8 protein-coding genes and 2 pseudogenes are annotated in these 13,382 nt (G+C 68.7%); 4 read left to right on the forward strand and 6 right to left on the reverse strand.

From position 1 onward, the window contains the following. Positions 1-1,278: 1,278 nt before the first annotated feature. The gene (locus tag ACIP4Y_RS32375; protein ID WP_401399563.1) at positions 1,279-1,494 is read left to right on the forward strand and encodes a DUF6233 domain-containing protein; all 216 of its coding nucleotides are present in this window, start codon (positions 1,279-1,281) and stop codon (positions 1,492-1,494) included. On the opposite strand, the gene ACIP4Y_RS32380 is transcribed toward ACIP4Y_RS32375, so the two are convergent. Then, positions 1,415-2,020: a dihydrofolate reductase family protein gene (locus ACIP4Y_RS32380; protein ID WP_401399288.1), complete on the reverse strand. Its 606-nt coding sequence runs from the start codon at positions 2,018-2,020 to the stop codon at positions 1,415-1,417. The two genes, ACIP4Y_RS32375 and ACIP4Y_RS32380, sit on opposite strands and share 80 nt — an antisense overlap. Before the next feature lie 1,252 nt (positions 2,021-3,272). Here ACIP4Y_RS32380 and ACIP4Y_RS32385 point away from each other — a divergent pair. From ACIP4Y_RS32385 to ACIP4Y_RS32395, 3 genes are all read left to right on the forward strand, one after another. Then, on the forward strand, positions 3,273-4,142 hold the full coding sequence (locus ACIP4Y_RS32385; protein WP_401399290.1) for a class II glutamine amidotransferase: 870 nt from the start codon (positions 3,273-3,275) through the stop codon (positions 4,140-4,142). Positions 4,143-4,440: 298 nt separating this feature from the next. Next, positions 4,441-5,382 (forward strand): RNA polymerase sigma-70 factor, encoded by a 942-nt coding sequence (locus tag ACIP4Y_RS32390; RefSeq protein ID WP_401399292.1) that lies wholly within the window; start codon positions 4,441-4,443, stop codon positions 5,380-5,382. A gap of 112 nt (positions 5,383-5,494) precedes the next feature. Then, the gene (locus ACIP4Y_RS32395; protein WP_401399294.1) at positions 5,495-6,697 is read left to right on the forward strand and encodes an NAD(P)/FAD-dependent oxidoreductase; all 1,203 of its coding nucleotides are present in this window, start codon (positions 5,495-5,497) and stop codon (positions 6,695-6,697) included. Between the two features lie 440 nt (positions 6,698-7,137). Here the strand turns inward: ACIP4Y_RS32395 and ACIP4Y_RS32400 are convergent. The 5 genes and pseudogenes from ACIP4Y_RS32400 to ACIP4Y_RS32420 form a co-directional block, all read right to left on the reverse strand. Further along, positions 7,138-7,496, reverse strand: a pseudogene (locus ACIP4Y_RS32400) (IS630 family transposase); the annotation flags it as partial. A gap of 199 nt (positions 7,497-7,695) precedes the next feature. Then, entirely contained in the window at positions 7,696-8,274 is a 579-nt protein-coding gene (locus ACIP4Y_RS32405; RefSeq protein WP_401399295.1) for a hypothetical protein, read from the reverse strand. A 2,326-nt stretch (positions 8,275-10,600) separates the two neighbouring features. Then, complete coding sequence (locus ACIP4Y_RS32410) at positions 10,601-11,296, reverse strand: alpha/beta hydrolase (protein ID WP_401399297.1); 696 nt, start codon at positions 11,294-11,296, stop codon at positions 10,601-10,603. A 105-nt stretch (positions 11,297-11,401) separates the two neighbouring features. Beyond that, positions 11,402-12,163: pseudogene (locus tag ACIP4Y_RS32415) on the reverse strand (IS5 family transposase); the annotation flags it as partial. Between the two features lie 219 nt (positions 12,164-12,382). Beyond that, positions 12,383-12,964: a phosphotransferase gene (locus ACIP4Y_RS32420; protein ID WP_401399299.1), complete on the reverse strand. Its 582-nt coding sequence runs from the start codon at positions 12,962-12,964 to the stop codon at positions 12,383-12,385. Positions 12,965-13,382: the final 418 nt, after the last annotated feature.

The following is a 13,382-nucleotide window of genomic DNA, read 5'->3' on the forward strand; positions in this document are numbered from 1 at the left end:
CGGCGCCCGACCCCACCCTCCAGGCCCGTCTGCGCACCGTCGAAGAACTCCACCACCTCCAGTCTTTCAGCGGCTGCTGACCCTGGACCAACGGCTTGAGGGCACTGCGGCCCGGCCGGGGGTGGTGCCCGAGACAATCGTCGTCGGCCTGGGCAAAGTCCGCGCCCCGGGCGAGTGCGATGCGGCCCGGCTCCCTATACGCCAATGTCCAATGCGCCAATGCCCAGGCAGACCGGGAGCTGAACGGTGACGACGCAGTTTTCGTTGTCCCTGTGAACGCCTGATGGGCTAGTCATAGCCACGCTGGCCGTCGCGGGTAGGGTGAGCGGCGCCCCTGCAGTGGACGCAGCTGTCGCCGCCCCTGCCGCAAGAGCAAAGGCCAAGACAGCACCAACTGTGACTGTTCGCAGAACGCCGTTCTTCGATCGCTCAATCTGAGTGTGCATGGGACTAGCGTGCACACCGCTGCGTGACATATCACCTTGAGTGCAGCACTCGGAGCAGCCGCCGACAAGCGCATCCCCTCCCGTGCCGTCTCGGATGCTCGCCGGACTCGAAGTCCGCACCCCGGCGTACCGCGGCCCCGGCCGGGCCTGGGAGACGCCCGGCGGCCGTGCCAGTGGAGTCGGTCGGCGAGGCGCTCGGGAGGCACCAACACGGGGCGGGGCGCGCGGGCGGGTGCGCGCCGGTCTGTGCATGGCGTGCGCGGGGAGGCTGGCGGAGTGCGACGTAGAACACGATCCTCTGAATACACAGGGGGTGTGCGCTCAGTCCCTCAGGCGGGTGACAGCGTGTGTCTCAGGCTTGGTTGCGAGATCGTCAGCAGTGGCCGTATTCAGTCCTTGGCCGGTAGGCACTCGCCCGGCAGGTCCCAGGAGGCCATGGCCCTCTACACGGGGCCGGGTCGAGCAGGCCGGTCCCTCGCGTGATGGTGTGTTCACACCAGTCGCACAGCACCGTCGCAAGGGCACCTGCGGCCTCAAGGACCCCCGCCGCGTCTTGGGCGGCTTCGAGCCAGTGGGGTTCCGTGACTGCTACGGGCGCGGGCTGTCCAGTAGGCACCCCGGCTCTTCCACACACCCTCCCGGCAGCCTCATGCAGTCCAGCAAGTGAACCATCACTGCAGCTGCTGAACGCCCTGGGCAGGGCGTCGAGAGGCTTGGCGAGTCAGCGCCGGGCTCAGACGAAGATGGCGACGAGGTGCAGTGCGGCCTGGCAGGCGATGGCGAGCTTGTTCCTTCGCACGGCCACGGGCTCAACCGTGCGAACGTCGATGCCGTGCACACCGGTGACTGCTGGGCAGCAGCCGAAAGCGGCCGGTGCCGCCCGATGACACGGCAGCAGGCGTTGGAGGCGCTGCAACAGCAGGTGCCCGCGTCCACTGCCGACCGGACACGGCCCTCGGTATCCTCGACTAGTAGCTGTCGTAGCTGGGCTTACCGTTCGGCCGGTAGACGCCGACGATGGTGCCGCCCTTCGTGGTCGAGACGCTGACCGGCTCCAGCGCAGTGGGGATCGCTCCGTCGGCGAACAGCCGCTTGCCGGTGCCGATGATCACCGGATGGATGGTCAGCCGGTACTCGTCGACGAGGCCGTGCCGCATGAGGGTCTGGGCGAGGTCGCCACTGCCGACGACGTTGATGTTGCCTCCGTCGGACGCTTTCAGCTTGCGTACGGCATCGACGGTGTCGCCCTCCAGCAGTGTGGAGTTCTGCCACTCGACGGACGTCAGGGTCCGAGACGCCACGTACTTGTGCATGCTGTTCATCCGATGGGTGAACGGGTTGCCGGGATCGGCGGTCGGCCAGTACGACGCGAAGATCTCGTACGTCTTGCGGCCGAGCAGCATCGCGTCGGACTGCTCGTACCACCCGGCGATGGCCGCGCCGACCTCGTCGTCGGACACCGGCTTCTGCCAGCCGCCGTGCTCGAAGCCGCTCTCAGCGTCCTCGTCCGGACCGCCCGGCGCCTGCATGACGCCGTCCAGCGTCAGGAACGTGCAAACAATGATCTCGCGCATGGTGCGCTCCTTTCGTCGACGGGTAGACCGCGCAACCGCCGGAAACTCATCGGCGGGACTTCCGCGGCGCCGGGCTGCAGTGACTGGCTGCCGGGCGACTGCTCCCTGCTCGACGGGGCTGCCGGTGGTCGACGTGGAAGGCATCACGCCATGACGTCGTCCTTGCCGGAGCCGATGCTGAGCGTGGCCGTGGACAGCCCCGCCCTGCCCTCCAGGTGGGCCGCCGGGTGCAGTTCCCCGTGCCACTCGCCCTCGCCGCACCCGTCCGGGCCCCGCCGCGCGGCGCCGGCGCGAGCTGGGGCCGGCGCTGCCCCCCCCGGTGGGCCGGAGCATCCGTGGACGGGCCAGTCAGGCGTCACCGACCGGCCGGTCACGGCGGCTCCCGATCAGCCCGACGTCGCCGAGGTGACCAACCAGCGACTCGTCGAATCGCAGCGGACAGTCACGCACTGACGTCAATTTGTTGTGACACCCCTGCGGCTTCAGACCGGCAACTGCTGATCAAACCGGCAGACAGTCGCTGCTGCTGAACGTGAACAAAGCCAACCTCCGCTCCAGGCCCTGCCGCACGGGCCTCCGCGTGAAGGTGTCCGGCGCGCGCACGGCGTCCTCGAGTCACCTGGGACAGGAATGGTCCCGCAACGTGGTCCTACGGGCCGCAGATAGTCCCGGGCGAGCAGCACATCGTCCGGCGCCGGGCCAGCACACAGGACATCCTCGTCATCTGTGGCGAATGATCCACTTGGTTCGTACCCGACCCTGCGTGGGACTCCTGACGTAGGCAGAAAAGCCCCGCAGAGAGGATGAGTACGTATGACCTTGCAGCACGCTGCCTCCGGCGAGAGCCGCGACTTGGAGATCTACCGGATGCCCGGCCGTGAGCCTGTCCAAGTGCCCAGGTATGAGCTGCCGCACGGCGAGAGAGAACCGGACGCCGCCTACAGGTCGTGCCCGACGAGCTGAATCTCGCCGGTACCGCTCCTCAGAACCTGGTGACGTTCGCCGAACCCGAGGCCCGGCGGCTGAGCCGAGTGCGCCGAGGAGAACAGGCTCAACAAGGAGGAGAATCCGGAAACCGCGGAACTCGACCCCCGGTGCGCGCCCGTCCCTGACCGGGATGACGAGGCCGGTGGCCTCGCGCACAGCGCGGAATCCAAGAGCCCCCACGCCCCGGCCGCCACTGACGACAGAGCACGAACCGCCGGCCCGGCACGAGCCCGGAAGGGCCGGCCGACCCCTCTGGAGGAATGCCGTGTGCCGTCTTTTCGGCCTCAGCAGCGCCCCGCGCCCTACCCACGCCACCTTCTGGCTCCTGGACGCCCCCGACAGCCTCAGCCGGCAGAGCCACCGCGACCCCGACGGCACCGGCCTCGGCCGCTTCACCGCCGACGGCATCCCGCGCATCGACAAGGCTCCCATCGCCGCCTACCGCGACCGCGCCTTCGCCGAGGAGGCCCGCGAGGTCGAGTCGGCAACCTTCATCGCCCACGTGCGCTTCGCCTCCACCGGAAGCCTGGACGTCCGCAACACCCATCCCTTCGAGCAGGACGGGCGGCTCTTCGCCCACAACGGGGTCATCGAGGGCCTGGACAAGCTCGACGACCACCTGGGCGAGGACCGGTCACTTGTGAAGGGTGACACCGACTCCGAGCGGTTCTTCGCCCTGATCACACGGGAGACCCGGCGGCACGGCGGTGACGTCACCGAGGGCATCCGGCACGCCGCCCACTGGATCGCCGGCAACCTGCCCGTCTACGCCCTTAACCTGATCCTCATCACACCCGAGGAACTGTGGGCGCTGCGCTATCCGAACACCCATGACCTGTACGTCCTCCAGCGCCGGGCGGGCGGCCAGCACGGCAGCCGGCACCTCGACCACAGCGGCACCCACGGTCGCATGCGCATCCACTCATCGCACCTTGCCGAGCACCCCGCCGTCGTCGTCGCCAGCGAGCGTATGGACGACAACCCGCACTGGCGCGAGATGGAGCCCGGCGAACTGCTCCACGTCCGCCCCGACCTCCGCCTCACCCGCCAGATCGTCCTTCCCGATCCTCCAGCGCACCAGCTCACCCTCGACGACCTGCACCCCGACGCGGCCGCCTCCCAGAAAACTGCCTGAGGGTGCCCGCACCGCGGCTAGGGACCCGGCCGGCCACCGGGCTGCCGCTGCGCTCAGCGCGACCTCGCCGTACTGGACTGGAGGAGTCTGAGGGCATCCCTCCCACCTGCGAGACGGCTCCCAGCGCCGGCTCCTTTCTGACCGCCCCTGGAGCACCACGGGCGGGGTACACAGGCGGCGAAGCCGGCCCGGGAAGCAGGATGCGCAGAGTGGCCCAGACGATCATGAGCGATGCGGTCGATCGCCGTACCGGCGCCCGGCCCCGGCATTTGGGAGACCGTGGCTTAGGATCGCCTGCATGGCCCTGATCATCAGTGACGTCGATCGGTTCCAGGCCGCCAGGCCCCGGCTGGAGGCCATCGCCTACCGGTTGCTCGGCTCGGCGAGCGAGGCCGAGGACGCCGTGCAGGAGACGTTCCTGCGCTGGCAGGCGGCCGACGTCGAGCGGATCGAGGTGCCCGAGGCCTGGCTGACCAAGGTCCTCACCAATCTCTGCCTGAACCAGCTCACTTCGGCACGCGCCCGGCGTGAGACGTACGTGGGCAGGTGGCTGCCCGAGCCGCTGCTGGCCGGGGACCCGATGCTCGGGCCGGCCGACACGGCCGAGCAGCGCGAGTCGGTGTCGTACGCCGTCCTGGTCCTGCTGGAGCGCCTGTCCCCCAACGAGCGGGCGGTGTACGTGCTGCGGGAGGCCTTCGACTACCCGCACCGGGAGATCGCCGAGATGCTCGACATCACCGAGGCCGCCAGCCAGCAGATCCTCCACCGGGCCAAGAAGCACGTCGCCGACGGCAGGGCGCGCACCGAGATCGACGAGGCTGCCGCCCGCAGGATCGTCGAGGAGTTCCTGGTCGCGGCGACGAGCGGCCGGACCGAGCCTCTCGTGCGTCTCCTCACACAGGACGCCGTCTCGGTCGGCGACGGCGGCGGGAAGGTCCCGGCCCGCGCGAAGGCGTTCGAGGGAGCGCTCGCGGTCGCCAAGTTCCTGCGCGGCCTGTTCAAGCCCAGCGACGCCAAGCGGGCCTACGTCGGCGGCGCGCCGGAGATCTATGCCGCGACTGCCAATGGTGAACCCGCCATCGTGGCGGTTGTGGACGGCCGGGTCGTCGGGATCACCTGCCTTGAGGTGACCGAGCAGGGGATCGTCGCGCTGCGCAGCCAGGTCAACCCGGACAAGCTGGTTCGCGCGAGCGAGCAGTGGGCCGCTGCAGACCACGGGAACCCGCTGCACATCCTCTGATTCGGTGTGACGTGCTTCACATGCTGGTCCTGTCAGGAAACGTCGGGCTGTCCGGTTCGAGGAGTGAAACCGCGCCAGCAAGCGGCGGAACCTCGCAGACAGGAGCAGGCCCATGCAGCACCGCATCGTCGTCCTCGGAGCCGGCTACACCGGAGCCGTCGCCGCCGGCCGCCTCGCCAAGCGGCTGCACCGCGGCGACGTCACGATCACCCTCGTGAACCCCGAGCCCGACTTCGTAGAGCGCGTCCGGCTGCATCAGCTCGCGACCGGCCAGGACCTCAGGCCGCGGCCGTTCAGCGAGATGTTCGCGGGGACGGGCGTGGAGGTGAAGCTGGCGAGGGTCACGGCCGTGGACGTGGACCGCAAGACGGTGGCGATCACTGCCACCGACGGCCCGGAGCGGCAAGAGGTGGGCTACGACACCTTGGTCTACGCCCTCGGCAGTGGCTGGGACGCTGTGAGCGTGCCCGGCGCCGCCGAACACGCCCACGATGTCTCCAGCCGCCCTGGCGCCCTGCGCCTGCGCGACCGCCTGGCCGCACTGGGCGCCGGTCGGCCCGTGGTCGTGGTCGGCGGCGGCCTGACCGGCCTGGAGGCCGCGACCGAGATCGCCGAAGCCCGCCCGGACCTCAGCGTCGCCCTGGCCGTCCGCGGCACGCTCGGCGACTGGCTCTCGTCCAAGGGGCGCGCCCACCTGCGCAAGGTGGTGGACCGACTCGGCATCACGGTCCACGAACACACGGTCATCACCCGTGTGGAGGCAGACACCGTGACCACGGCCGACGGTCGGACGATCCCCGCCGAGGTCACGCTCTGGACCACCGGCTTCGCCGTCCACCCCATCGCCCAGGCCACCACGCTGGAGGTCACCGACCGCGGCCGGATCGTGGTCGACGCCACGATGCGCTCGGTCTCCCACGAGGACGTGTACGCCGTGGGCGACGCGGCCATGGCGATCGGCCCGGGCGGCAAGCCCCTGCGGATGTCCTGCGCCTCGGGCGTTCCCATGGCCTGGCAAGCCGCTGACGCCATCGCCGCCCGCCTCACCGGCGTCCAGGTTCCCCAGGTCTCCATCCGCTACTTCCAGCAGTGCATCTCCCTTGGCCGCAAGGACGGCCTGATTCAATTCGTCACCGCCGACGACCGAGCGGTGGAACGTGCCCTGACGGGCCGTTGGGCCGCTCTCTACAAGGAACTGATCTGCAAGAGCGCGGCCTGGGGCGTCACCCATCCGACCGCCGGCATGCCCTCCCGGCGCCGGCGGGTCACACAGCCACAGATCCCGGTCGACGCATCGGCCCGGGAGGCTGCCTGATACAGGCCCGGTCAGGGACGAACACATGATCCACCGCTTGCCGAGGACCGTCAGGCTGATGTTGCTCGTCCACCCGACGGATATCGGCGGTCATCCTCGGGTGCGCCCCAGCTAGTGCTGTGACCGGGAAGTTCACCGGGTTGAGTACGCTGAGCCCGGCTGCGTCGGAGGAGGTGGGCCGGCGTGACGCGGAGACCGTCGATGGATGAGGCCGTGGAACTGCTTGAGGACGAACTGGGGTCCCGGGCGTTTGCCGATCCGGTCGCTCAAGATGTCTGGCTCGCCTTCCTCCGTTTCGGCCGATGGCTGTTCCACGTTCCCGGACGGTGATCACCGGAGGAGATCTCGAAGTGCGGGCCAAGGGCTGACCGACCGGGCAGACTGGACAGCACTCCACGGACTCGAGCCGGCCGGGACCAGGGTGTACCAAGAGCAGGTGGTTACTCAGCCGCCGTCGTGGTGGCACGCCCTCCCCAAAAATGCCCATCTCGCTCCCGATGCGGGCCCGTTCACGTCGTTGGGCGGCGGGGACGTCGGGATGGCGGGCGTTGTCGTTGCGCCAGCGCAGGTAGGCGTGCAGGGCCCGGGTCTGGACGGTGTGGTTGGGGTGGTTGAGTTGGCCAGGGTGAACTGCCGCAGCGACCCGAAGTGAAACAGAGCTCGGCCTGTTCCGGGCCACCCACCTGCGGATTCGCCGGTTCAGCCGGACGGAGAGGTTGTCGAGGATCCCGTAGATCGGGGCGCCGTCAGGTCGGGGAGCGCTAATCGATCGCAGGACTGCCCAGGTGTGGTCGATGCCCTATCGGGTGGCGGCATCCCGCACGCCGGCATCGCGCCCGGCCCGGCCTCTCCCCCGCTGACGTTCCCCGCCTGACGTCGCCGCCGCACTGGCGGCGGCACGGCGCGGAGACCCCCGCCGACGCGTAACTGCTGAGCTGCACCCTGGCTTGGATCTCGGATGGAGTCGAAGAGTAGGCCGGTGGTCCCCGTGTCGGTTCTCAACTCGGCAGCGGCAGATCGACGGTGTAGTCCACCATGGGGCCGGATGTGTTGGCGGCGTACTCCGCGCGTGCTCGGAGATCCTCTTCACTGAGAGCGGGATGGACCGGGGCAGAGGCCGGTGCGGGCCAGAGCTGGATCAGGTGACGTTCCCCGTGGTCACCGATTCCCGGTTCCGGGTCGTCGGCGTGGCAGTACAGACGCAGGCGCACCCATTGGTCGTGGCCGAACAGAGGCACCACGGGGAGCGGGGGCTCGTCCTCCGGCCATGCATCGCTGACCTCGCCGGGATCGATGACGGCGAGGTGAAGGCTGTCCGTCTCGGCCCGGAGGCTGATCTCCTCTGCCGGCTCCCATTCGCCACGCGTCTCAGGAGCGGGCTGGCTGTCATGTATCTGGATGGCGAGCTGCAAAGGCCCGGTGTCGGTGGTCGTCAGGACTACGGCGGTGGCATCGTCGTTGGGACCGCAGCGCCAGCCATAGGGCATCTCGTCCGGGTAGTCGTCGTGCTCGGTGAAGCCGATGAGGTATCCGCTTTCGCCGAGGTCGACGGTGAAGTCTGCTTGGTGGACCAGCATGGACAACTCCCGATGTACACAGCGGAGGTGCTCCTCCCCGAGGCGGCCGGAGAGGAGCATCTTTGGTCTAGCACAGCACCTTCGCAGGTGGAGGCGAAGGGGTACTCGTAACGAAACCACTCACAGCCTGCGCAACAACGACACCCCATGCAGCGCCTCGTGACCGCCCCGAGCCGGTCCATCCGCCTCGCGGCCGCCCGCCGGCTGCATGGCCCCGGCACTGGGGCGGTACGAGGCAGCGGCGGCCGGTCCCCCGTCCGGCGGGACGGCCGAGCCCGGCGTACGGGACGACGGGGCGCCGGACCGCGCCGGGCACCGCAGACCGGGGCGGAGCAGCATCCGCGCCCCGGCCGACCCGTACCACCACGCCACGGACCGGTCGGTGACGTTTCCTTCGCCATCGGCTACGGCCCCTGGCAGGAACCCTCGGTCGGTTCGGCACCCCCGAGATCTCTCACGCAGGTGCGCACACCTACGAGCTGTACTTCATGGCCGGACACCCGAACGTCCCTTCCCCGCACTTCCGTTACAACCGTGACGGCGTGTACGAGCTGCTGTGTGATCTCAACAACGACGACTGGGTAGGAGCCGTCGACGTCCTCGGGAACAACGCTGGGCTGGTCACCACTGGAAGCCGACAAGCGGCGGCCCATGGAAATCTTGGGACAGCACTTCGGCCTGATCCCGCCTAAGGAAGCGATTCTCACTGGCACACTACCCGCCGCGATCATCGACACCTGACACCAGCGAGACCAGCCCCATCGCTCCACCTACCCCTGCACGTGCCCCGACCGAGCCGAGGTAGGCGCCTCACCGCCTGGGCGGGCAGCGCAGTACGGCGTGCGCTGCTGCCCGCCCGGGAGTTGTCGACCTGCGACCTCAATGGGCGACGACGTCTTCCAGTTGGTGGGCCAGGTCCGGGCTTGGCTATGGAATGGCTTGGCCGCCGAGCGTGTCGACGGCCGGGTCGTCGACGGCGTCCCTGACCGCTTCCCCTGGTACGGCGACGACATCGTCAGACAAGTCGAAGTGAACCGTCACACCTCCGGGCCCCAGGGCGGTGTCGAGGACCTCGTGAGCCCCGGGCGCGTACGGGTAGTTCCTCCTCCAGGACGGCGATCTGTTCCGCCCAGTACTTCGCACGGACGTGCGCTCTTCGCATCCAGCTCGCCGGGCACGTCACCCGGACGACCGCTCCGCACGGCTCGCCTCCGTGAAATCGGTGCTCGATCGCCCCGACCAGGCTTTCCCGAAGCGGAGCTACCTGGGTACCGGCCAGCCGTTCCCCGTGCGGTCACAACATCGTCATTCACCCTATGTGACGAGTCGCCGGTTAGGCGCTGTAGGGCGGGGCAGAGGGCCATGTGAAAGGCGGTGATTTTGTGGACGAGAGGATTCGCAGGTACTTCGTCCGTCTCTCGCTGGTCGGCTTGCTGACCGGAGCTGTGCTGGGCTTCGCCTCAGGTGGGCTCTTCGGTGCTTTGGTGGGCGCGGGAATCGGGTTCGCCCTGGCCGCCGGCAGCGTCCTGTACTGGGGTGAGCATGGTGGTGCGCGCCGCCATCCGCCGGCGGGTCAGGTGCCACCAGGTCATTCGGACGGCCGGCATCTCGGGACGGCTCGCCGCGTACCCAACCAGAGGACGGGCAGGTCGACTGGTTGGCCGTACCTCGAGTACTGACCTCGCGAGCGACTCGACCGGTTTCGCGTCGTCATTCCAGGCCTTCGGTGCTCTGTGCACGGTTATGAGGCCGGGACAGAGGCCAGAAGGCGGCACATGTGGGGTCCGCCCGGAGTACTGCGCTGGAGGCGCCAGTGGGACTGCAGAGTACGTAGTCCGGCGTAGCCGAGGATGGCTGGGAGATACCCCGCGTCCCGTTGCAGTACGACCGGGCATTCCTCGCCGGCGCGGTGGTGCTCAAGAAGTTGCTCACCACCGCCCGCCGGGGAGCGGACACCGGCCCTCGACAACAGTGCCCGGGCACCGGCCCCTGATCGTCGAGCCAGACCCACCCATGCAGTGTCCGCCGCGCCCACGTCCAACCGTGCGATGACGCAAAGTACGTTACTGCTCTGGCGGACCGGCGAGTCCTCAAGCAGACGTCCGTCGGCCGAAGCGTCAAGTTGCCGTCCGAGCGAACCCTCTACCGGTTGCGGGACAAGCTGACCCGGGACTCGCACACCTTCGGCTCCGCTACGACCCGCAGGTTCGGGCCCAAAGCGCCAGTGATGAGTTCGGCGAGAGCTGGGGTGTTCGCGCCAGGCGAGATGGTGCAGATCGACTCGCTACCTCACCGCAGGTGCCCTAGGGCGTGCATCGGAAGTGGATCAGGTCGTAGTGGCGAGTTCGACGAGGTGCCGGGCTGTGCCGGCAGGATCGATGATCTGATGGAGGTGTGCGCCGGGCAGGTGTGCCACGCGCCAGCCGCGTTCACGCGCCTCGACGGCAAGGTCGTCATACGGAGGACCGAACAGCAAGTAGGAACAGGGATGATCGTCCCATCCGTCGGGGACCGGGATGTGCTGCTCGTAGTAGGACAACGGCAGGGTCGGCTGCTCCTGAATGACTGTCTGCCGCATCATCGGATCAGAGAACATGGGTGCGACGTCTGCCTCGTCCCACCAGTCGGTCCAGCGCGGCAGCCTGCCCTTCACGGCCATCGGGCGGAGGAACTCCAGCAACTCGGGTGGGGCTACAGGGGTGGGTCCGGTTCGGGCCGGCAGCGCGGCATCGACGAAGACGGAGCTGGTCACCGGATGGTCGAGGCCCGAGCGAATCGCCGGGAGAAACAAGCCTGCGTTGCTGTGGGCCACCAGTGTGACGGGGCTGCCGGCCGGGACCTGCCGGAGGTCGTCGCGGACGGCGCTGACAATGCGGGGCCAGAAGGGCGGAGCACCGGCACCTACGGCCAGCAGCGACGGCACCCGTGCCTGGTATCCCGCCGCCGTCAGGTGTTCGGCCACAGGGTGCCAGGTCGAGGGGCCCACGGACGGACTGTGCACGAGAACGAAGACCGGCTGCATGTGACGATCCTGTCGCCCGTGCCATCAAAGCCGCGACTGTTTTGGCCGACAGCAGAACGCTGGGCTTCGAAGACGCTCACGCGCCGCCACAACACGGCCGTTGTACAACCATTCGTTGATGGCGGTGACAAGGACAGTGGCCTCGCAGCGGACCGCGAGCTTGTCATACCTCGTGGCCACGGCACGGTGCCGTTTGAGGCGATTGATGCCGCACTCGACCGCGTGCCGAGACTTGTAGCCCTGCGGGTCGAACTTCGGCGGCCGGCCGCCGTGCGAGCTGCGTTTCTTGCGGTTACGGGCCTGGTCGGCCTTGTCGGGGTTGGTGCAGCGGATCCCGCGCCGCAGCAGGTAGGCGCGGTTCCTGCGGGAGGCGTACGCCTTGTCGGCGCGCACCCGATCGGGCCGGGTGCGGGGCCTGCCCGGACCGACACGCGGGACACGGACCTTGTTCAGGACGGGCTCGCTGCGGGGAATCGCCCCGCTGCCCGGCCGTGATCACGATGGACGTGGGCTTCTGGCCCTGTTCGACGGCCGGGTGCAACTTGGTGGTCAGGCCGCCGCGCGAGCGCCCGAGCCCATGGTCGTCCGGCTCGACGGTGACGCCGCCGGGCGGCTCCTTCTGCAGCTCCCCCTTTTCCTCGCCCCGACGGCGTGGTGCTGCCATCGGTGGAACAGGTCGAGGCCCGGCCCCAGGGCCCGTACTCGGCGGGGAGGTCCCGCCGCGGGATGCCGGTGCGGACCCGGAACCGTATGCCGTCAATCAGCTGCCGCCTGGCCCACGTCGGCGGCCGTCCGGGCTTCGTGCCCTTCGGCAAACCGCGGTTCCAGCACCGCCCATTGCGCGTCCGTCAGGTCTGCACGTGCCACGAACCGAGATCATCTCACGCTCAAGATCCACTTTCGATACGCGCCCCAGGGACGTGATGGCTGCCTGTCCGCAGTACGGAAGTCAGTCCGCCCAGCCACAGGCGGGTGGTGAACAGGCCGTCGGGCCAGCAGTTCGGGATCCAGCAGGTGTCGGATCGTAGAAGTCCGTCCGACCGCCACGCGGAACCAGCGAACCGACCGCGGCCGTTACTCACGCGCTCAGTGCATTGAGTGTTCCAGTGCACCTCGGTGGTCGGAAACCCACTGATAGGCCGTCCGAACTTGCCTCACCGCCCCAGCGTCACGGAGCCGGGCCATGGCGACGTCGCCCGCATCAGCCTGGGACGCGATGCCCCGCCAGCACCGGTCCTGCCACCAGAGGATCGTGGACACGAGACGTTGCCGGTCCGACAACTCGTAGCTGTCAACGATCAGCCTCATGCGCCGGGCTACCTCCTCGACGTCCGTGACCGAAGGGCCCAGATCGAGGTACTGCCAGCAGACATGAGCGATGTCGTGGATCCGCGCGCCCGGCGCAGCAAGGTCCCAGTCGATGAATGCCGCCGGCCGGAGCTCGCCCCCGCACAGCTGATAGACCGTGTTCTTGGGCGACAGGTCGTTGTGACACACGACCTCTTGATCACCCGCCAGCGGGGTCCCGGCCGTCAGGTCGTGGAACTCACGCACGAGCCGGGCGACCATCACCAGACTCTCGTCGGATGAGACAGCAGCAGGTTGTCGCGACTCCCACGCCACGTGCCCCTCGAGGAAACTGAGGATTTCACGGCCCTCGTCGTCCACACCGAGATACCGCGGAGCACCACTCCAGCCACGGGCTTCAAGCAACCTCAGTAGATCACCCACGAACCTCGTGCGAGCCGAGGCTGGACGGCGCACCGTGTCCCCGACACGAATGACCGCATTGACGAAACCTCCAGGCAAGGGCGACTCAGGCATCCGTCTACCCTGCCCGATCGTCAGCTCGAACTGCCATTGACTCCGGCTCCAAGTTGGCGGAGGCTCAGTGCACCTGTCCCTTCCTCTGGGGCCGATACCGGCCGTCAAGACGAACGCCGTCGAGAAGTCGCACCAGCAGGGGGCGGCGCTGTGGGCCGCGCTTACGGCGGACGCTGCCCTTGGTGCGGACAGAGGAGGCTTTCGAGTCGACGGCCGAGAAGGTTCTGACGGAGGCCTGGCATCCGCTGCGGTCGCCCCGGGG

Origin of the sequence: Streptomyces sp. NPDC088810, assembly GCF_044750305.1 — a bacterium.
Classification (GTDB): domain Bacteria; phylum Actinomycetota; class Actinomycetes; order Streptomycetales; family Streptomycetaceae; genus Streptomyces.